We start from the raw sequence: 20,379 nt of genomic DNA on the forward strand, positions 1-20,379 counted from the left end.
CAAGGAGATGAAAGATGCGGATGCATGAAGCATGCATCGCGTGAACTGCGGGCGGGTGAATAGTCGAGCGAGGCGCAGCTTTCGCAGCGGCGGGCGCCCCGCGCGTTACGAATCAGGCAGCGCGATCGAGGCCGCGCACCGAGCCGAATTCCGCGCACGAAAGCGTGCGCATGAGCAGCGTCATGGCCTCTGCCACGCGGCGGCGATCGAGTTCGACATGCAGGCAGGCAACATCGCGGCGGCGGTCGATGTCGATCGTATGCACGCCGAGCGCGCCGCCAATCAAACCATGCAGCGTGCATCGCGCCAGTTGTGCTTCGCGCGTGGGCACGCGCACGACCAGTTGCACCGTTTTACGCTGGGTTGCCGCCTGAAGCGGCTTGCGCAAGTTGCGCAGTGAGAGAACGGGCCGCTGCGTGGTAGCGGAGCGTGACCTTCGGGAAATCGGGCCCTGCGAGACGATAGATGGCATACGTGTTGTGCGCGCGCCGTCGTTACGGCGGCGCGCTTGAGTTGAACACGAACCGATTCTAGGCAGCACCGCGTAAACGTCTGGTAAATAAACCCAACGCGGCCGCTAAAAGTGCGTAGCGGCCAAAGCCACCGTTTAATCCAGCGGGCGCCCCGCCGGCTCGCGAATGAGCGGCAGCGCGAGCAGCGAGACCGCGCCGCAGCCGATCAGGTACCAGGCGGGCGCGAGCGGATTGTCGAGCAGCTTGATAAGCCAGGTCGCGAAGAATTGCGCGAAGCCGCCGAAGATCGACACGCCCACGCAATACACCACGGACATGCCCGTCACGCGAATCGACTGAGGAAAGAGTTCGGGCAGCATCACGATGTTGGGAACCGCCGTGAACGCGACGATCGCGCCGAGCACGGCCACGACTGAGAGCACGGTGGCAACGGTCGGCATGGCGTGAATGAGCATGAATGCCGGATAGATCACCGCGATCAGCAGCACGCGCGAGACGCCCATCACCCACTTGCGGCCCAGGCGGTCGGACAGCGACCCCGCGAACGGCGAGCAGATTGCCGTGACGAGCGCCGCGACGAGCGCGGCGCTCATGCCGACCGACATCGGCAGGCCGAGAATCTTGATCGCATACGTCGACATGTAGAACAGCACGATATAGTTCGCCGCCGTGCCGCCGATGGTCGTCACCACGCCCGCCACGAGAGACTTGCGGTGACGCCCGAAGATCTCGCGCAGCGGCCGCGCCACGTCGGCCACGGGTGCGGTGTCTTCGACTTCGACAGGGTTCGCGAGCGTTTCGTCGAGATGGCGGCGAATGTACACGCCCACGGGCACCACCAGCATGCCGATCACGAACGGCACGCGCCAGCCCCAGCTTTCGAGCGCGGCCTGCGAGAGCATAGTGGAAAGCGTCACGCCGATGAGCGCGCCGCACACCGTATTGAGCCCCTGGCTCACGAACTGCCAGCTACCGTAGAAGCCGCGCGAGCGGTCGTCCGCGTATTCGAGCAGCAGCGACGTCGAGGCGCCCACTTCGCCGCCCACCGCGAAGCCCTGTACGAGACGCGCGAGCAGGATCAGCGCGGGCGCGGCGAGCCCGATCTGCGCGTAGGTGGGCGCGAACGCGATGAGCGCCGAGCCGAGCGCCATGAGCCAGAGCGTGAGCGTCATGGCGGCCTTGCGGCCCACGCGGTCCGCGAACGCGCCGATCACGATGCCGCCGATCGGACGCACGACAAAACCCACGCCGAAGCTGCCGACGGCCAGCATCAACTGGTTCAGCGAGCCGTGCACCGGAAAGTACAACTGCCCGATGATCGAGGCAAAGAAGCTGTAGACCGTGAAGTCGAAGAACTCGAGCCCGTTGCCGAGCGTGATCGCGAAGATGGCCTTCGCGCGCGAGCGGCGCGTGGAAGTCGGGGCCGCTGCGGCTTGCGCCTGGATCGACGTGGCGTTCATCGGGTGTCTCCTCGTGTGTCTCGTGTCTCGTATCGTGGGCGTCGTGTCTCGCGCCCGCTGGCCGCGGGCCTCAGCCGCGCAGGAAGCGTTCGGCGAGCTGCACCCAGTATGCCGCGCCGGTGGCGAGGCAGTCGTCGTTGAAGTCATAGCCGGGGTTGTGGACCATGCAGCCGCCCTCCCCGTCGCCGTTGCCGATGATGAGGTAGCTGCCTGCGCATTTCTCGAGCAGGAACGAGAAGTCCTCGCTGCCGGTGAGCGGCGCCATGTCGTGAATGAGGCCATCGACTCCCAGCCAGTCGCGCGCCACGTCCTGCGCGAATTCGGTCATCGCGGCGTCGTTCACGAGCACCGGGTAGCGGCGCTGATAGTCGATGCGCGCCGTTGCGCCATACGCGCTGGCCTGCGCGTGCACGAGCGCCGTGATGCGCTCCTGCAGCAAGTCGCGCACTTCGGCGCGCAGCGCGCGCACGGAGAGGCGCATTTGCGCGGTTTGCGGAATCACGTTGGGCGCGTCGCCCGAATGGATCGCGCCCACGGTGACGATCGCCATGTCGAGCGGCGGCACGTTGCGCGACACGATGGTTTGCAGCGCGAGCACGACGTTGGCGCACACCACCACGGGGTCGATCGCCTTATGCGGCACCGCGCCATGACCGCCGCGCCCGTCGATGTCGATGATGACGGTATCCGACGAAGCCATGAACGGCCCCGCGCGAAAACCGAGCTTGCCCGTGGGGAAACCGGGCATGTTGTGCATGGCGAATACGGCGTCGCAGGGAAAGCGCTCGAACAGGCCTTCGTCGAGCATGCGCTTCGCGCCGCCCATGCCTTCCTCGGCGGGCTGAAAAACGAGGTGCAGCGTGCCGTTGAAGCTGCGCGACTGCGCGAGATGCTTCGCCGCCGCGAGCAGCATGGCCGTGTGGCCGTCGTGGCCGCACGCATGCATCTTGCCCGGAATGCGGCTCGCGTAGTCGAGGCCGGTGTTCTCGTGGATGGGAAGCGCGTCCATGTCGGCGCGCAGGCCGAGGCGCTGCTTGCCCTCGCCCACCTTGAGCGTGCCCACGACGCCCGTACCGCCCAGCCCGCGGTGCACCTCGTAGCCCCACTCGCCGAGGCGCTGCGCGACGAGGTCGCTGGTGACGAATTCCTCGAAGCCCAGTTCGGGGTGCGCATGGATCTCGTGACGCAGCGCGATCATCTCTTCTTCGATCGCGGCGATTGCGGCCGGGATAGCCATCGTGTTCATACGAATTCCCTCCAGGGCGAGCGTGAGTGTGAATTCGCTTGAGAATAATGACGTCTCTTATCCGCCGACAGCCCTAAAATAGTTGGCCCGCCAACCAGAAGTGCGCACCCGGGTTATCCCTTATGAAGTTCCACCAGTTCCGCGCGCTCGTCGCCATGGCCGATACCGGCAGCATTCGCGCCGCCGCGCGTGCGCTCGGCATATCGCCGGCGGCGGCGACGAAGGCCGTGCGCGAGCTGGAGGCCGAGCAGCAAATCGCGCTCGTCACGCGCAACGCGAACGGCATCGCCTTCACGGAAGCGGGCCAGGCGCTGCTCGTGCATGCCCGGCTTGTGGTGCATCAAATGTCGCGCGCGCAGGACGAACTCGACGCGCGGCGCGGGCGCGGCGGCGGCAAACTCGCCATCGGCGTGACGCCGTGGCTCGCCCTCTCCTTCCTGCCCGATGCCGTCACGCTGTTTCGGGCGCGCATGCCCGGCATGCAACTGGAGTTTTACGAAGGCTTGCTCAATATCGTGATGCCGCGGCTGCGCGACGGCTCGCTCGACTTTTCGCTAGGCAAGCCCGGGCCCGCATCGCTGCACGCGGAGTTCACGCAAACGCCGATCTTCGCCACGGAGTCGGCCGTGGTGGTGCGCCAGAATCATCCGCTGTCGCACGCGCAATCGCTCAAGGAACTTCAGGATTGCGAATGGTTGCTCAACTGGGACCCGGCCAGCAAGGACATGATCGCCGACGACGTCTTCCTGCGCCACGGCCTGCCGATGCCGAAACACGTGCACCTCGCGCACTCGTTCGTGGTGGCGATGGGGCTCATCATGAATACGGATATGGTGAGCATTTTCCCGTGGCCGCTCGTGGAGACACGTTTCGCGCGCGAGAACCTGCGCGCGCTTGCGCTTCAGGAGGAAGTGGACCGCACGGTGGTGAGCGTGGTTGCACGGCGCGGCGTGCCGCTTTCCGCCGCGGCCGAGTGCTTTCTGGAATGCCTCAAGGAGGCCATTCATGCGGGCGAGGCTTCGGATAATCCCGAGCGACGGCGGCTCTATCACTCGCTTGAGTTGCTGATCTGAGTTTTTTGATTTGTTTTTTGGTGGGGTTGTTGGGTTTCTGTGCGTTTTCTTGCACACCACCGCGAAAACAGGCAATGCGGCCTGGGCCGGCACGCGACTGCGTGGCCCGGTAACGCCTTGCAACAGGGTTTCTATTCCTCGCATCGGTCTTCGTCCGTCGCTTCGCTCGCATCGCGCTTCGCGGTCACGTTCGGTGTGCGAATGCATATGCGCGCGCGTCAAATGCAACCGTACCTCGTTCGCGCGGCCGCATCGCCAACTTGCCAGGCGTCACGCCATCGAACACGATATATCAGCATTAACGAAGGTGCGTGTAAGCGACTATTCTCGCTATTTTCGGACAAATCTCATATCGGGCGCCTGAATTTCTCCCGACGATCGATGACAGGAGTGGGACAACCGCTCTTGACTGGACTTTTGCCGGTCCAAGTCCATTTGCTGTCGTTACTGACATCGGCATGAAATCACTTTCAACCGATAATTGTGCTTTAGGCATCTATGAAATCCGAAAAAATTAACTTGTGTATAGTGCAACCCGAAGGAAGCGTCCACGCTATCGGATTCATGGATCAGGCGCGCTTCTTCCAGTATCAATTTCAAAGATTGGGCGCAGAGGTTCAAATCTCGATAAATGAAATGGACCGGAATTCAATAAACCTGGTTTTCGGCGCTCATGGCGGTTTCTATACCACCCGTATTCATGGATATAGGTATGCATTCGTTAACCTTGAGCAGCTAGGAAATAATGGTGCCTCCGTACACCCTTCATATCTTGATTTATTGTCGAAATTCCCTGTAATTGACTACGATCCGTGCAACGTCGCCGCCTATCGGAGCGAGAGCAGTGTTCCGATCGTATCGTTCGGCTACGCGCCATATCTCGCAACGCAAAAGTCAATTGACCTTGACAAGCGACCGATCGAGTTGCTGTTTTTTGGGAGCATAAACGAAAGACGGCGTCAGATGCTTCTTGATATTCACGAGTGCGGAATTGACCTGAGCATTCTTCGCGGATATGGACAGGACCGGGACGAGCAAATAGCGCGCGCCCGTGCTGTGTTCAATTGTCACTATTACGACAGTGCCAGGTTTGAACAGGCTCGCGTCTTTCAGTGTCTTTCAGTGGGAACGCCGGTTATCAGCGAACTCACGGAGCATACTTCCGCCCCTCCACAGTTCAAGGACAGTGTATTTTGGCTGGAGAAGTCTGATTTTAAAAGATTTTTTTATGACGAATTTCGAATGAACAATTTTCTACACGAGGCAAAAAACAAATTATCCAGATTCTGCGAGTATGACGTAATTGAGCAATATTCTACTGCGTTAAGGTACGTCCAACAGCATGCGCATTAACCTGGGGCAATCCGCCAATGCCCCTTGATGCTTCGCGTCAGCAATAGAAGACGCCTGATGCGGATCGCAAAGCCAGAATTGTGCGTTGGCAAGTTGCGCGCACGTCTGTTTGCGTATCCATTCGTTCGCGGCGTCGCGGAAATCAGGCGGCACCTGCCGCGCGTAGAAAAGCGCTTCGCGTTTCAGGTCGCGATACGGCGGTCGGTCATTGCGATACGTCGCGCCATGCTCCGCGCGTTCCTGTTCTATCCACCAATCCGCGCGCCATGGTTCGGTAACGAGCGCGCGCACGATCTTGTGGCGGCCTTCAGAACGCACAGGTCGCAATTACTCAGTTCGCCTTGTGGGTCGAGGCGCGCCAGAAAACGAGTATGTCTGCTTTCGCGGCGTCGCTCGCGCGAGCGGCAGCACGGGCACGCTGTAAAAGTTGTCGCGTGCGGGGTCCGACAAGCGGGACACGCGGCGCGGTTCATCCGCGCGAATTCCCATCACGTTGTCCCAATTGTCAAGGCCGTGTGAGCGCATGTACGCGCCGCCGGCGCAACTTCCGAGGTTGATCGTACAAAGCCGCTCGACTGGTTCAGGCAACATGTTCACCGCACGCGCGAGCGCGGCGAACGGTTCGCCGTTGCGTGCCGCCGTGTCGAAAGTGACCTTTCCGCGAGCGATACCGACATTTCCTTTGTGCGCGTCAATGCGTTGGCAATGATCGCGCTATGCAGTGCTTCATTCGCTGCGCGTCCTGAGCGCAACGTGCGCGAGTAACACGCGCATGGCGTCGGCCCATTCGGGATTGGGATAACTGCCCCCGCAGCAGCGCGCCCCGCAACTGCATTTCAGCGTACGCCGCGCGTAGGCGATGACGAGCAGCGCGCGGGGCGCAAGTGCGAGCTGTTCGAGCTGTCGACGGATGCGCGCCGCCTGCGCTGTTGCATCGGTGCCCGTGAGTTTGGACGCGGACGGTACGCCCTGGTGCAGCACACCGAGCGAAGACATACCGCCGCGCTCGACGGCACGGCGTAGCGCGTCGCGCAGCGCTACCGCGTGACTCGAATAGAGGTCGCGCAGGGTGGGCCTTACAGGGAGATTGTGCAGCCCAGAAACATAAAAGCCCGCATTGCGCGGGCTATAGGGGTCAGGGATAGCTAGGGAGCGTCCTGATTAACGGCCATAGTAGTAATTTTTTTGACTTGTCAAATTTTCTGAGGATTACCTGCTGCGCATTGATTTGACGTTAGTTAACAGAAATTCGAACCTTTTTATGACCTGTCCAATTGCACCCCCAGGGGCACTTAGGCAAGTATCGAAACTAGGCTTCGTTTATCCGCACCATTCGTTGTAACCGTCTAACCCGCGCCGTGGGCGCTTCGAAGGACCTCGGAATGGCAGAGTTTGATCCACTACGTCAGGGCATTACCGGCCGCCAGGCGTACTTTCTGGAAGTTCAGGGAGTACCCGCAGCGGCGCTATCGGTCGAGTCGTTTTCGGCAACCGAAAAAATGGGCGTGGCGGCGGAAGTACGCGTTGAAGTGACACACTCGTACCCGCTTGCGCGCGCCGATTTTCTCAACCAGGATGCGACATTTACCATCGTGCCGGACGACGGACCGCCCCGCAAATTCAGCGGCTTCATTCAGCGCCAGTCCACGATTCAAACCACGAAAGACCAGATAAGGTCTGAACTTGTGCTGATGTCGCATTTCGCCCGGCTCGCAGCGGCGACGCGCACGAAAATCTACCAGCACGCGTCCAGCCCTGACATTCTCGCGGAGCTACTGCGAGGCCACGGCATGCGGGAACATCAATTCAGTTTCCGGCTGCGCGCAAGCTATCGTAAGCACGATTTCCGTATGCAATACGGCATGACCGATATTGCCTACGCCCAGATGACGATGCAGAAGTCGGGCATCTATAGCTATATTCAGGAAACCGAATATGGCGATCAGGTGGTTTTCGGAGATGACAGAGACCACTATATCTGGGAGCCGCGCCTGGTCGCGCCGTACCGCGAAGCGGCGGGACTGGAATCGGGCGGCGTCGAGGCCGTCACGTCGATCAAGACCCATTCCGTTGTCGTGTCGAAGTCGGTTATGGTTGCGGAGCGCAACCCGGAAAAAGCGTGGGAGCGTCTGAGAGACGAAGCCAACGTCGCCCCTGCTGATTCCACGACCTACGGCCAGCCATATATCTATGGCACCCACCATGAGGACCAGGCCGGGGCAAAATGGGAAGCACAGCTACGCCACGAAGCGGCTCTCGCCTGGCAGGTCGTCTATGAAGGTGAGAGTAATGTTCTGGCCTTGCGGCCGGGCCGAGTGTTCGAAACAGATATCGTCCTTCCCGATGCACCGGAAGGACAGGTGATTATTGAAATCACGCATAGCGGGGCGCGCAACGCGCCCTATACGAACCGCTACAAGGCCATCCCTGCCGACCGCCGTTTTCGTCTGAAACTGGAGCCCCAAACGTGGGCGACCGTGGCGGGCACGCTGTCAGCGCGCGTCACAAGTCCTGACAGATACACCTACGCGTACATTACAAAAAACGGCTACTACACGGTTCGCTTCGATGCGGACTTCGAAACGTGGCCCAACGGCGGCGAAAGCGTCCCGCTGCGCCTCGCAAAACCGTTCGCGGGCAAGCTGCAAACCGGCATGCACTTCCCGGCGCTGGACGATGCCGAAGCCGTGATTACGTGCCGGGACGGCGACCCGGACAAGCCGGAAATCACCGCCTTTCACCACCATAGCCAGGCGCGGGACCTCATCACGAATGACCGGCGCTGGCTCTCGCGCAATATGATCCGCACGCAGAAGAACAACAAACTGCGGATGGAGGACTGGGCGGGCCAGGAAGGTATCAAACTTGGCACGGAACATTCGGGCAAGTCACAACTGAATCTCGGCTACCTGGTTAACAGCAAACTCGAATACCGGGGCGAAGGCCACGAGCTTCGCACATCGGGTTACGGGGCGCACCGCGCGGGCAAGGGCATGATGCTGACCGCGTATGACCGCCCCGCCGCGACGGGCAAGCAACTGGACATGCAGGAGACCATCGCGCAGCTTGAAAGCGCGCTGGCGACCGCGAAGGCGCTGGCGGCATCGTCCAGCAACGCGAAGGCCGAACCCGCCGACACCGACGCCCAGCAGCAGATGAAAGAGGACTTCGACGGCCTGAAGCAACCGGGCCTGTTGATGAGCACCCCCGCATCGGCGGCGCTTGTCGCGGGCCAGGGCATCCAGTTCGCGGCGGAAGGCAACATATCAACCGTGGCCGGAAAGAATGCTGACTGGAGCGTGCTGAAGCGTTTCACGGTTGCGGCGGTCGAGCAGATTTCGCTGTTCGTGCAGAAGGCCGGCATCAAGATTTTTGCGGCCAAAGGCCCGGTTGAGGTGCAGGCGCAGGGCGGCCCGATGTCGCTTGACGCGGACAAGGACCTGACGATAGCGAGTGTTAACGGCGTGGCGCGCATCGTCGCGAAGACAGAACTCACGCTCGAATCGGGCGGTGCGTTTATCCAGATGAAGGACGGCTCCATCACGCTTGGCGGTCCCGAGGACCTGTTCCTGAAGGTCATCACGATCCAGAAGCAGGGCAAGGCGCAAATGCATCTGGCGGCGCCCGCGTTTTCATCAACCATCGTGCCGTTTACCTTCGCCTGCAAGGCGTGGCGTCGTCCAGTTGACGCGGACGGTACAGCATCACCGCCGCCCGCTCCAGAGGCTTCGGAGTGGGACAGACCAGGCAATCCGGCGACTGGCAACCCCGAGGCCCCGGCCCCCGTTGCTGCCCCCGTAGCCCCGTCAAAAGGATCAACGCCACAACTGCCGCAGCAAGGCGCAACGACTGCTACAAGTGCACCTGACGCATCTGGCGCAGATCAGGATTCTGCGCATGAGCCGAAAAAGCCGCTTGCGGATGATGCAAGCGTTCCGATCAAGCTGGCTCCGCCTGTCGTTTGTGACTGGCACACTCCAGCGTTCACGCAACAGCGCAAGGATACGGCCGAAACGAAACTATATTATGGATGGGTAGACAAAGACACCGCTTGGCCTACACCTGACGCACGCGGAACACGGCCCCTAAGTGGCAATCAATTCGATACGAAGTTAGAACTCTCATACGACGATCAAAACAAGACGCTTTATGCGACGGTTCGGGTTCAACTCATACCCGTTGAAATCGTCCCATGCGATCAGTGGGGGAAACCATTACCCGGTCCTGACGGGAAGCTGCAATCCCTTCCCTTCGATCACGATAGTCTTTGGACCGTGGCTGGGAATGGAGTCGGCAATCCAGTGAATGGCTACGTGCTGAAGTATCGCGATTGCGTCGGAGCGGACTTCAATGTCGAAACAAAAAGGAGGCAGATTGAGACTGTTCTTAATGAGCATAGGAGCAAACTGATCCTGAATGGGTGCTCAAGAGGGGCCGCTTGCGGATGTCGCGTATCTGTCGTGTTTAAGGTGGAACTGCTTTTGAGCATCAAGGGCGCGGCGGTCGGCAACGGTAAAGAAATCCACAAGACTATCAACCTTTTTTCGCGTGCTCATCGCGCCGATGCCGGATCGTGGGGCGAGTGGAATATGTACGCGGAGCAACTACCTGACAAGAGTATTGTTTGGCATGATATGCCGTATGACACTAACGTGCTGGCGCATGAATGCGGACATCTTTTCAACTATCCAGACGAATATTGGTCGTATGGTGGTTGGGTGCATCAGCAGTACATCAAGGATCAGCAACTTGATTTCAAACTCGGAGAAGCCAATCAGGGCAAGGAAACGTGGCAGATTGTTTCAAAGGGTAACCTTATGGGCTACGGTGCCAATAGTCAGGTTGCCACAGGTGACAAGGCGTCCCCGAGTGCGGTCGTACATCCATACTACCTCGAATATATCAGGCGACATTTCTGCGATCTGACTGGCGAACATCCGCAATACGAAAATGGAGATAAATCTAAGCCTATCTGGAAAAAATGGAGAATTGGCTATGAATCTTAAATATTCCAGAAATATTGGATTTCCAATGATTTTCCGACTCTTTCTCCTGGTTTATCTTTTATTCGGAATACTCGCTATGTCAAAAAATGCGCACGCAGATGAAGCAACCGACAATGTCGGCTCATTTGCCTTTTCGATTGTAGGCGATCATCAATACGGAGGTAATGGTATCGGTGTATGGCCGTCAACCGGGAAAATCCGTCTCGCGATATCGAATGCGTTGTCAAGTACGTTGAACAATCATTTCGATGGAGTTGGCCTCTTAGAGACCCAACTGTCACCCGACGATTTGAAGCGTGCAATGGATATTCGCGATCAGTTATGTCATGCCGCCGAGGAAAAAGCACCTACTGATCTTCGGGTAGATCCGATGATCAATTACTCAATAAGTTGTATCCAGGATGGGAAGCTGGTCGATTACCAAGGTCGTCTCGCTGAACTACCAAAAAAACTGGCCTTTATTATCGATGATTTTTTCAAGAATTCGTTAAAAAAATACACGCCGAATGGCCACCCAATAGTCAAATTCGATGCAACTGTCGCCGACATTCAGCGGGAGAAAGATGAATTTATCGTCTCGGTAAAGTTTATCAATAGTGGACACTTTCCGGTCAGGATGAGGACGCCGGACCAGTGGAACAAGCTTGGGGGAGATAGGCTTGAAATTAGCGGATTCCGCGTAGGCGGAAATGGAGAATGGCGTACTGATTTGGCTGGTGCCTCAATAGTGAACAAAGGTGATTATTCGGTTGAAACGATCGAACAGCCGATGGGTGACTCCGGAACATTCGTCACCCTGCCAGAGGGTGGCACTGTGACATTCAAATTTCTTGCAGTTCCTGGAAACAAGGCGCCAAAGGGAACCTACGAGTTCGATGCGCTCGTTTTTACGACCATCAATGTCAAGGGGGCTTTTGGTGTGGGGGGGCGAGTAAATTTCCCTTCGGATAGGACCAAGACCGCCCGAGTTAATTTTGACACTGACTACCCCTCGACACCTAATGAGTGGAAGGACTACGAAGCTCGCCAGCGCGAAAAAATGTCGTCGCAGCTAGTCCGCCCCGGTGAAGCGGTTGTCGAACCCGGCTACTACCGAAGCGTGTCCGCCAGCGGCGAGCGCGGCCAGTTCGTGGTGGGCCTGTACAGAGGCGAGCCAACCGAGAGCCTTGAACGCAAATCTGACCGTTGGCTTTGGGATGCTGACTTAGCGCTAAAGGCGCGATGCAATCCAGGCGAGCCCTGTCCCCGCGAAGGGCGTTGGGTAGCTCGAACCATGGCGTCGGGCCTGAGAGGCACAGGCAGCACCCACCCCGAAACTGAGCGCTATATGCTGGCAGGGCAGATAGCGCCGGACCTTGGCGGGCTGGGCGGATACGTGCCGTATCACTTCTGGCAGTGGCTTGGCGTATAAGCGCCGAAATGTCCAGAAACTGTTAACGTGTTCGACGCGAATATCCCCGCACACGTCAAGACAGCAAACCATATCGAAATCCGGCTCGCAGACCAGGACCTGTTGCCGCGATTCGTTGATCTTTAAATTCGGACGCTTCGCCTGTAAGAGTTACCCCGCTTCGGCGGGGTATTCGTATGTATGGACGAACATGAAACGACAACCTCTCGCGATTACATTGTTCGTTGTAAGCGCAACACTGGCAGCGCTATCCGTCACGGCACATTCCACGACCCCCGGCGGACCGGACAATGCTCGAAGTATCATAGCGGACAGTGAATTACTTCAAAAATTTCCTAATTCGATTCAGTACACTCTTGCTGACTCTGAGGGGAAGGTATTGCCGGGAATTGCTTACCGGGTTACGTTTCCATCTGGCATCACGGCACAAGGTATAACGGACGAACAGGGGCGAACAGTTCGATTTCGAACTAAGGACCCGGAGCGCCTAAGTCTGGCCGTCAAATCGTCCAGTAAGGGCGTTGTTCTCATGCCAAAGATATCACGGCCCTGAAAGTTCATCCGTACTTGTTCCCGCTTCGCTGGCGTGATCGAATTGCAAGCGTTGCCGGTACACATCATTGATTCGCTCACAGGCGTTATCGAAATGCGCCGGGTCCAGCTGATGCCAACGAAGCGCCGCCCGGTCTGCAACGCCGCTACGCCGCATGAACCCGAGCCCATGAACGAGTCAAGCACGCACCCGCCCAGGGGCACAATGCGCAGTTGTTCAACCGGCTTTTGCGTGACGTGGACGCGGTTACGTGGCGCGCTGCACTCGTAAAAGCCCGGTATGCGGCCTGCGCTATCGTCGGCACTTACAGCGCCCGCTGTGCCCCAAATGACATACTCACGCTGAGCCGTGAACCGGCCGAATTGTGGCCGTGCACCGGGCTTGCACCACGGCACGATACCGCGCCACACCCATCCGCCCGGCTGCAGGTAATCGGTTGACGCGGGGAGTTGCCGCCAGTCCGTGAAGAACATGCCCACCGCACCCGGCTTGCACGCGCGCAGCGCGGCAGCGGACCACAAGGCGGTCCAATACGCAAAGCCGCGCTGGTCGCGGTTATCGCCGCTGAAGTCCGGCAAGTTGATACCGGACGAGCCCGTAACAACGTACTTTTGCGCGTGTCCTGCGCGCGGTCAGAACGGAACTGTAATATCCCCGCACAGGGGCAACCCACGCACACCGCCAGGAACAAAAAGAACCACCACTCAAAACGACGTACCAATCTGAAACTGGAACTTCTGATACTGATCACCCGCATGCTTGACAATCGGAAACCCCAGATCGAGCTTGAGCGGCCCGATTGGCGAGATCCATTCGAGGCCCGCGCCATAGCTGTAACGCAAACCGTTCGCACCGGTGCTGCTGCCTTCCGTGCCCCACACGTTACCGCCATCCACGAACGTGAATACGCGCAGCGTGCGATCGTAGCCCGTGCCGGGCAGCGGGAACGTCAACTCGATATTGCCCACCACCATCTTCGAGCCGCCGATCGGATCGTTCGTCGTGGCATCGCGCGGGCCGAGCGAGCCCGACTCGTAGCCGCGCACCGAACCGATACCGCCAGCATAGTAGTTCTTGAAGATCGGATATGGCTTGCCGCCCAGGCCGTTGCCGTAGCCGCCCTGGAAGTTCAGCCCCAGCACGAACCCGCGCGCGAATGAGTAGTAGTACTGCATTTGCGCATCGCCCTTATAGTACTGCGTGCCCGCCGGCGTACCATATTCGGCGTTGGCTTGCGCATAGTAGCCGCGGCTCGGCACCAGCGCACTGTCGCGGTTGTCGCGCGACCAACCCACGGTGAGCGGCACCGTGTTCGAAACACGCCCGAAATCGTTCACGTAGTCGATGTAGGTCTGCGGCGTGCTGGAATCGACGTCGAGGCGGTCCTGCTCGATGCCGAGGCCGAAATACACCATGTCGGTCTCGGAGAACGGTATGCCGAACTTCATGTCAGCGCCATACGAGATGATGCGAAAGCTCGTGTCGTTCGTGCTCGAGTAGTAAAGCGGCTCGGTCGTGCGATAGTAGACGTCGGTAATGCGCTTGATGCCGTCCACCGTGAAATATGGATCGACCTGCGTGACCGAGAGCGTGCGATATGTCGTCGCCGTATTCACGTTCAGCGAAAGGCTGTTTCCCGAGCCGAACACGTTGTCCTGCGAAATTCCCGCCGAAATGATCGGCCCTTCGCCCGATCCGTAGCCGAGCCCGAGCGAAAGCGTGCCGGTGGGCTTCTCGGTCACTTTCACGTTCACGTCCACTTCGTCGGGCGTGCCTTCCACGGGCACCGTGGTCACGTCCACGTCGGTAAAGTAGCCGAGCCGGTTGATGCGATCCTTCGAAAGCGCGAGGCGGTTCGAGTCGAACCACGAGCTTTCGAGCTGGCGCATTTCGCGGCGCACGACTTCGTCGCGCGTGCGTGTATTGCCGGTGACGTTCACACGGCGCACATACACGCGGCGGCTCGGGTCCACCTGCAGCGTGAGCGCAACCGTGTGGTCTTTCTGGTCGATTTCGGGCAGGGCGTTCACAGTCGCGAACGCGTAGCCGTATTCGCCGAGCTTGTCGACGATCGCCTTGGTCGTGTCCTTCAGTTTCTGCGCCGAAAAACGCTGTCCCGGCTTGATGCCGACGAGCTTCTTCAACTCGGCTTCACGGTCGAGCAGATTGCCGGCCATCTTGACGCTCGAAATTGTATAAGGCTCGCCTTCGTGAATCCCGATCGTCAGATACATGTCCTTCTTGTCGGGCGAGAGCGAGACCTGCGTCGAGTCGATATTGAACTCCAGATAGCCGCGGTCCAGATAGTACGAGCGCACGTTGTCGAGGTCGCCCGTGAGCTTTTCCTTCGAATACAGGTCGTTCTTCGTGTACCACGAAAACCAGTTCGGCGTGGAAAGCTGCATCTCATCGAGCAGCGTTCCGTCGCTGAACGTCTTGTTGCCGATGAAGTTGATCTGGCGGATCTTCGCGCTCGGCCCTTCGACCACGGAGAACAGCAGGCCCACGCGATTGCGGTCGATCGGCGTGACCGTGGTCGTGACCTCCGCCGCGTAGTAGCCGCGCGTGAGGTACTGGCGCTTGAGTTCCTGCTCGGCCTTGTCAACGAGTGCCTTGTCGTAGCTCTGACCCGGCGCGAGCCCGACCGACTTGAGCGCCTTCGTCAAGTTATCCTTATCGAATTCCTTGATGCCCGCGAAGTCGATCGTGCCGATAGCGGGGCGCTCCTGCACCTGCACGATCACCGTGCCGCCCTGCGTGGAAATGCGCACGTCGCTGAAGAGGCTCGTTGCGTAGAGCGCGCGAATGGCGTCGGAGGCCTTGTCGTCCGTAAAAGTCTCGCCCTGCTTGATCGGCAGATACGCGAACACGGTGCCCGGCTCGATACGCGTGAGCCCGTCGATGCGGATGTCCTGGACCACGAAGGGCTCGGTGGCGTGCGCCGCAGCAGTCACGCCGATGCCGAAGCCGGCGAGAGTCAGTGCGCGTGCATAGCGCGCCGTGGTAAATGATGCCGTCATGCGGGAGGTGGGATATGAAGCAACGAAAGAGCCGTGAAAGTGCCGAATGCTCCATGACCGGCGCGAGACGCGCGCGGCTGGCATCCACGGATGCAGGGTGTACAACGAATGCGGCAACGGGTGCGACAACGGAGGCCGACGCGCCACGCCTATTGCATGCTGGCGCGGCCAGGCAGGCGCATCTTCGCGAGCCCCGTCGCGAGCGAGAGCACCTCGGTCATGTGCACGGCTTGCGCGGGATGCAGGCGGAACGACAATTCGGCGCCCCCGGGCAAGCGAAAGCTCACCACGAGATGCTGCACGTCGCCCGACTCGCGACCGACCTCCCAGGCCTCGCAAGGCATGGTGAATTTCACGCTCGCGGTTTTGTGGCGGATGCGCTCGGAGCGGCCAATCGCATTGGAGAGCGCGGCGAGCAGTTCATGCATCACCGAGCAATGAAGCGCGAGGCTGTCCGGCTGATTGCCGTTCACCATCAGGTACTGGCCGTCCGCGGTCAGCTCGAAATCGCGCAGGGAGTGAATGGCAAGAGCCGGGGACGAGGGCATGAGCGACGCTCCGTTACGAAAGCATCGGCGGAGTCTAGTGCGTGGGGCGCGGTATGCGCGTTACCCCGTCATTACAGGAATTACTTTCATCAATATTGCGCGGTGGCTGGTTTCGGTCGTTGCGCACGCAGCCATTTCCGCGTCAGGCCAATACCCTACGCATATGCAGCGGCTTTCAATCTGCTCGCGGCTGCACGACATCCCAGCTATCTTGAAAATTTTTCGTAACCGAAGCGATTACCCTTGCTTTCCATGAGCAAACAGGCACATTAACGCACGCAGCGCGGCTGGTATCGCGGCGAAGGGCTGCTGTTATTTATCGAAAAAAAGCTGAAGCTCTGCGAAGCTCGCATGCGACCGGTCAAAGGGCCGCCCCGCGCCGAGGTGCGCGTAGAGGTTGGTGCAGTCGGGCAACGCCGCCGCGAGCGGGATGTCCGCGAGGTGCGCAGCCGCGCGCGGGGCGCCCCTGCAGGTCGTAAAACGCGCGCTCGGGTCTCGCCCGGCCTAGCCTCCTTCGTCCACGATACAATGCGGCTGCGTCCGATCCGTCCCTCGCTGCCCTTATCCGACATGCAGAATTCTTCCCGGGCCTTTCTTCTAGGCCCGTTGCTCAAAGGCGTTTCCCGTTCGTTCTACCTCACGATGCGCGTGCTGCCCGCCGGCATGCGCGATCCCGTGGGCGAAGCCTACTTGCTCGCGCGCGCCGCCGACACCATTGCCGACACGGCGCTGATTCCGCCCGAGCGGCGGCTCGCCCTGCTGTTCGCGCTGCGCGAGCGCGTGAACGGCACGACGAGCGACGACACCCTGCTCGCCGATCTCGCGGGCGAAGTGGCGGGCCAGCAAACACAGTCGGACGAGAAACTGCTGCTCGAATCACTTGGCGGCGCCCTCGACGTGCTCGCGCAACTCGACGACGCCGATCGCCATGCCGTGCGCGAGATCGTCACGACGCTCACCGAGGGCATGGAGTTCGATCTCCGCACGTTCCCCGACGAGCGCTCGGGCCGGGTTGCCGCGCTGAATACGTGGGACGAACTCGACCGCTATACGTATCTCGTGGCGGGTTGCGTGGGCGAGTTCTGGACGAAGATGACGTACATGCATTTGCCGGGCACGCTCGCACCCTCGCTCGAACACACCATGTATGCGCGCGGCATCCGCTTCGGCAAGGCCTTGCAGATGGTGAACGTGCTGCGCGACTGCGGCAAGGATCTGCGCATTGGCCGCTGCTATCTGCCCGCTTCGATGCTGGCGCAGGCGGGGCTCGGCGCACAGGACCTGCTGAGGCCCGGCGCCTCGGCGCGCGCGCGGCCTATCATGCTGGAACTCGTGCGCATCGCGCTCGATCATTTCCGCGCGGCCGTCGACTATACGTTCGCGCTGCCGCGCCTTTCGGTGCGTCTGCGGCTCGCGTGTCTGTGGCCCATCCTCATCGGCCTCGAAACGCTCGAACGCCTCGTTGAAAACGACGACTGGCTCGATCCCGCGAAGACCTCGAAGGTCACGCGCAACGACGTCTATCGCATTCTCGCCTGCTCCACCGCGCTTGCGCCTTCGAACGCGCTGCTCGGCATCTGGTTCGAGCGGCTCTTTGCGCGCATCGAGGCTCGTATCAAGGGTTGAAAACGCGGGCGTAAAAAAAGCGCGCTTCGCAGCGCGCCTTTCACGGTCCGAAACTGCGCGCTTCAATCCTTCCCGGCGCGATACAGCTTGATGATCGCCGAGAAGTCGAGCTTGCCGTCGCCGTGGCTACTCATGGCCTGATAGAGCTGCTGCGCGAGCGCAGCCATGTACGCGGGTTGATGCACGCTTTTCGCGGCGTCGGTGGCAAGGCCCATGTCCTTGAGCATGAGATCGGTGCCGAAGCCGCCCGTATAGCCGCGCGAAGAAGGCGCCGTCTCGATCACGCCCGGATAGGGGTTGTACGTATCCGAACTCCAGCAGCGGCCCGTGGACGTGTTCATGATGCCGCCCAACACCTTCGGGTCGATGCCGAGCGCCTCGCCCAGCGCCATCGCTTCGGCCACGCCTGCCATCGTGACCCCGAGCACGAGGTTGTTGCAGATCTTCGCCACCTGCCCCGTGCCGGTCTCGCCGCAATGGACGATGTTCTTGCCCATGCCCGAGAGCACCGGCTTCACGCTTTCGTAGACCTCGGCGCTGCCGCCCACCATGAAGGTGAGCGTGCCCGCGGCCGCGCCGCCCGTGCCGCCCGAAACCGGCGCATCGACGAAGGCGTTGCCCTGCGCGGCGGCGAGCTTCGCAAATTCCTTGACGCTCGCCGGATCGATGGTGCTCGAATCGATGATCGTCACGCCCTTCCCGATACCCGCCAGCACGCCGTCTTCCGCCGTGAGCACGCCGCGCACGTGCGCGGCCGCGGGCAGCATCGTGATGACGCATTCCGCGCCGCTCGCCGCCGCCCTCGCCGATGCGGCCTTCTGCGCGCCGGCCTCGGCGAGCGTTTGCATCGCGCTTGCGCTCAGATCGAACACGGCCACCGTATGCCCCGCCTTGAGCAGGTTGAGCGCCATGGGCGCGCCCATGTGGCCCAGCCCGACGAATCCTATTTTCATGAGCCTGTCTCCGTTATTGTTCAGTACTCCATGTTTATTGCGGGCGGCGCATCAGCGCAGGCTGATCGTCGTGTTCACGCCGTCGCTCACGGTGGCGTCGTCGAACCAGCGCGCGGTGACCGTCTTGGTCTGCGTGTAGAACTGCACCACCTGCTTGCCGTACGGGCCGAGGTCGCCGAGCTTCGAACCGCGCGAGCCCGTAAAGCTGAAATACGGCACCGGCACCGGAATCGGAATGTTGATGCCCACCTGGCCGATGTCGATCTCGCTCTGGAACTTGCGCGCCGCCGCGCCGCTTTGCGTGAAAAGCCCCACGCCGTTACCGAACGGATTTGCATTGACGATGGCGATGGCTTCGTCGAGCGTCTTCGCCGTGAGCACCACCAGCACGGGCCCGAAAATCTCGTTCGTGTAGATGTCCATATCGGTCTTCACGTCCGTGAACACCGTCGGTCCCACGAAGTTGCCGTTCTCGTAGCCCGGCACTTTCACTTCGCGGCCGTCGAGTGCGAGCGTCGCGCCCTGCTTCACGCCGGAGTCGATCAAGCCGAGAATGCGCGTTTTCGCGGCGCGCGAAACGACCGGCCCGACGTCGGTCTTCGCCTCGTGGCCCGCGTTGACCTTGAGCGTCTTCGCCTTTTCGACGAGTTCTTCCACCCATTGCTGCGCCGCGCCCACGAACACGGCCACCGAGGTCGCCATGCAACGCTGGCCTGCCGCGCCGAACGCCGCGCCGACCAACGCATTGAGCGCCTGCTCGCGATTCGCATCGGGCAGCACGACGGCGTGATTCTTTGCGCCCATCATCGATTGCACGCGCTTGCCGTGCTCACTGCCCAGCCGGTAGACGTGCGTGCCCACAGCGGTCGAGCCGACGAACGAAATCGCCTTCACGAGTTCGTGCGTGCAGATCGCATCGACAACTTCCTTGCCGCCGTGCACGACGTTGAGCACTCCTTTCGGAATGCCCGCTTCGATTGCGAGTTCCACGAGCTGCATGGTCGAAAGCGGGTCCTGCTCCGAAGGCTTGAGCACGAACGTATTGCCGCAAACGATCGCCATCGGGAACATCCACAGCGGAATCATGGCGGGAAAGTTGAACGGCGTGATGCCTGCGCATACGCCTAGCGGCTGCTGCAGCGTATAGGTGTCCACACCGCCCGCCACATTCTCCGCGAAACCGCCTTGCTGCAGCGTGCCGATCGAGCAGGCGTGCTCGACCACTTCGAGGCCGCGAAAAATATCGCCCTCGGCGTCCGGCAGCGTCTTGCCCTGTTCGGCGGTGAGCGTCTTCGCGATGCGCGGCATGTGCTCGCGAATCAACGCCTGAAGCTTGAGCATGATGCGCAAGCGCGCGCCGACCGGCGTGTTCTTCCACGTGGCGAACGCGGCATGCGCGGCCTTCACCGCCTGATCGACTTCCTCCACGGTCGCGAACGGCACGCGCGCCAACACTTCCTGCGTAGCCGGATTGACGATCTCGCGCCATTCCTTCGTTGTCGATTCGACGAACTCGCCGTCGATGAGCAGCTTGACGGTCGAAACGTGCGCGTTGGATGCCTGGGTCACTGCGTTCATCGTGAAGTCTCCTTGTTGTCGTGCGACCGTGTCTGTTTCAGTCGCCTGCTTCAACGAGTATAGTTATTCGAATATCCAC

14 protein-coding genes and 1 pseudogene are annotated in these 20,379 nt (G+C 60.4%); 5 read left to right on the forward strand and 10 right to left on the reverse strand.

Annotated features, from left to right (window positions below; all coding sequences use genetic code 11):
* Positions 1-112 precede the first annotated feature (112 nt).
* From U5768_RS15055 to U5768_RS15065, 3 genes are all read right to left on the reverse strand, one after another.
* Positions 113-472 carry a hypothetical protein gene (locus U5768_RS15055; RefSeq protein WP_322031206.1) on the reverse strand — a complete coding sequence of 120 codons (360 nt, stop codon included), beginning with the start codon at positions 470-472 and terminating at the stop codon, positions 113-115.
* A 135-nt stretch (positions 473-607) separates the two neighbouring features.
* Positions 608-1,933 carry an MFS transporter gene (locus U5768_RS15060; RefSeq protein WP_322031207.1) on the reverse strand — a complete coding sequence of 442 codons (1,326 nt, stop codon included), beginning with the start codon at positions 1,931-1,933 and terminating at the stop codon, positions 608-610.
* Between the two features lie 70 nt (positions 1,934-2,003).
* The gene (locus U5768_RS15065) at positions 2,004-3,179 is read right to left on the reverse strand and encodes a M20 aminoacylase family protein (RefSeq protein ID WP_322031208.1); all 1,176 of its coding nucleotides are present in this window, start codon (positions 3,177-3,179) and stop codon (positions 2,004-2,006) included.
* A gap of 122 nt (positions 3,180-3,301) precedes the next feature.
* Here U5768_RS15065 and U5768_RS15070 point away from each other — a divergent pair, with 122 nt between their 5' ends.
* Both U5768_RS15070 and U5768_RS15075 read left to right on the forward strand, forming a co-directional pair.
* Positions 3,302-4,252: a LysR substrate-binding domain-containing protein gene (locus U5768_RS15070; RefSeq protein WP_322031209.1), complete on the forward strand. Its 951-nt coding sequence runs from the start codon at positions 3,302-3,304 to the stop codon at positions 4,250-4,252.
* Positions 4,253-4,816: 564 nt separating this feature from the next.
* Positions 4,817-5,605, forward strand: a complete 789-nt coding sequence (locus tag U5768_RS15075; protein ID WP_322031210.1) for a hypothetical protein — start codon at positions 4,817-4,819, stop codon at positions 5,603-5,605.
* Here U5768_RS15075 and U5768_RS15080 read toward each other — a convergent pair.
* Entirely contained in the window at positions 5,576-5,923 is a 348-nt protein-coding gene (locus U5768_RS15080) for a hypothetical protein (RefSeq protein WP_322031211.1), read from the reverse strand. The genes U5768_RS15075 and U5768_RS15080 overlap by 30 nt on opposite strands.
* 408 nt (positions 5,924-6,331) lie before the next feature.
* Positions 6,332-6,601, reverse strand: a complete 270-nt coding sequence (locus tag U5768_RS15085; RefSeq protein ID WP_322031212.1) for a hypothetical protein — start codon at positions 6,599-6,601, stop codon at positions 6,332-6,334.
* A 386-nt stretch (positions 6,602-6,987) separates the two neighbouring features.
* Here U5768_RS15085 and U5768_RS15090 point away from each other — a divergent pair.
* Together U5768_RS15090 and U5768_RS15095 are read left to right on the forward strand one after the other, a co-directional pair.
* Positions 6,988-9,222 (forward strand): annotated as a pseudogene (locus U5768_RS15090) (type VI secretion system Vgr family protein); the annotation flags it as partial.
* Positions 9,223-10,600: 1,378 nt separating this feature from the next.
* A complete protein-coding gene (locus tag U5768_RS15095; protein ID WP_322031213.1) occupies positions 10,601-12,022 on the forward strand; it encodes a hypothetical protein in 1,422 nt (473 codons plus the stop codon).
* A 393-nt stretch (positions 12,023-12,415) separates the two neighbouring features.
* Here the strand turns inward: U5768_RS15095 and U5768_RS15100 are convergent, their stop codons facing one another.
* The 3 genes from U5768_RS15100 to U5768_RS15110 form a co-directional block, all read right to left on the reverse strand.
* Complete coding sequence (locus U5768_RS15100) at positions 12,416-13,153, reverse strand: DNA methyltransferase (protein WP_415913908.1); 738 nt, start codon at positions 13,151-13,153, stop codon at positions 12,416-12,418.
* A 126-nt stretch (positions 13,154-13,279) separates the two neighbouring features.
* Positions 13,280-15,595 (reverse strand): outer membrane protein assembly factor BamA, encoded by a 2,316-nt coding sequence (gene bamA / locus U5768_RS15105; protein ID WP_322031214.1) that lies wholly within the window; start codon positions 15,593-15,595, stop codon positions 13,280-13,282.
* Positions 15,596-15,744: 149 nt separating this feature from the next.
* Positions 15,745-16,143, reverse strand: a complete 399-nt coding sequence (locus U5768_RS15110; RefSeq protein ID WP_322031215.1) for a hypothetical protein — start codon at positions 16,141-16,143, stop codon at positions 15,745-15,747.
* A gap of 570 nt (positions 16,144-16,713) precedes the next feature.
* Here U5768_RS15110 and U5768_RS15115 point away from each other — a divergent pair.
* A complete protein-coding gene (locus U5768_RS15115) occupies positions 16,714-17,769 on the forward strand; it encodes a phytoene/squalene synthase family protein (protein WP_322031216.1) in 1,056 nt (351 codons plus the stop codon).
* A 62-nt stretch (positions 17,770-17,831) separates the two neighbouring features.
* Here the strand turns inward: U5768_RS15115 and mmsB are convergent, their stop codons facing one another.
* Positions 17,832-18,722, reverse strand: a complete 891-nt coding sequence (mmsB, locus tag U5768_RS15120) for a 3-hydroxyisobutyrate dehydrogenase (protein ID WP_322031217.1) — start codon at positions 18,720-18,722, stop codon at positions 17,832-17,834.
* 51 nt (positions 18,723-18,773) lie between these two features.
* Positions 18,774-20,300, reverse strand: a complete 1,527-nt coding sequence (locus U5768_RS15125) for a CoA-acylating methylmalonate-semialdehyde dehydrogenase (RefSeq protein WP_322031218.1) — start codon at positions 20,298-20,300, stop codon at positions 18,774-18,776.
* Positions 20,301-20,379 lie beyond the last annotated feature (79 nt).

This window comes from Paraburkholderia sp. J76 (assembly GCF_905220295.1).
Classification (GTDB): domain Bacteria; phylum Pseudomonadota; class Gammaproteobacteria; order Burkholderiales; family Burkholderiaceae; genus Paraburkholderia.

Bases quoted from the DNA above. Each gene is read 5' to 3' on its own strand.
- U5768_RS15075 (WP_322031210.1), top strand. From the start codon at position 4,817: ATGGATCAGGCGCGCTTCTTCCAGTATCAATTTCAAAGATTGGGCGCA.
- U5768_RS15095 (WP_322031213.1), top strand. From the start codon at position 10,601: ATGAATCTTAAATATTCCAGAAATATTGGATTTCCAATGATTTTCCGA.
- U5768_RS15065 (WP_322031208.1), bottom strand. From the start codon at position 3,179: ATGAACACGATGGCTATCCCGGCCGCAATCGCCGCGATCGAAGAAGAG.
- U5768_RS15125 (WP_322031218.1), bottom strand. From the start codon at position 20,300: ATGAACGCAGTGACCCAGGCATCCAACGCGCACGTTTCGACCGTCAAG.
- U5768_RS15070 (WP_322031209.1), top strand. From the start codon at position 3,302: ATGAAGTTCCACCAGTTCCGCGCGCTCGTCGCCATGGCCGATACCGGC.
- U5768_RS15055 (WP_322031206.1), bottom strand. From the start codon at position 472: ATGCCATCTATCGTCTCGCAGGGCCCGATTTCCCGAAGGTCACGCTCC.
- U5768_RS15115 (WP_322031216.1), top strand. From the start codon at position 16,714: ATGCAGAATTCTTCCCGGGCCTTTCTTCTAGGCCCGTTGCTCAAAGGC.
- bamA (WP_322031214.1), bottom strand. From the start codon at position 15,595: ATGACGGCATCATTTACCACGGCGCGCTATGCACGCGCACTGACTCTC.
- U5768_RS15110 (WP_322031215.1), bottom strand. From the start codon at position 16,143: ATGCCCTCGTCCCCGGCTCTTGCCATTCACTCCCTGCGCGATTTCGAG.
- mmsB (WP_322031217.1), bottom strand. From the start codon at position 18,722: ATGAAAATAGGATTCGTCGGGCTGGGCCACATGGGCGCGCCCATGGCG.
- U5768_RS15060 (WP_322031207.1), bottom strand. From the start codon at position 1,933: ATGAACGCCACGTCGATCCAGGCGCAAGCCGCAGCGGCCCCGACTTCC.
- U5768_RS15085 (WP_322031212.1), bottom strand. From the start codon at position 6,601: ATGTCTTCGCTCGGTGTGCTGCACCAGGGCGTACCGTCCGCGTCCAAA.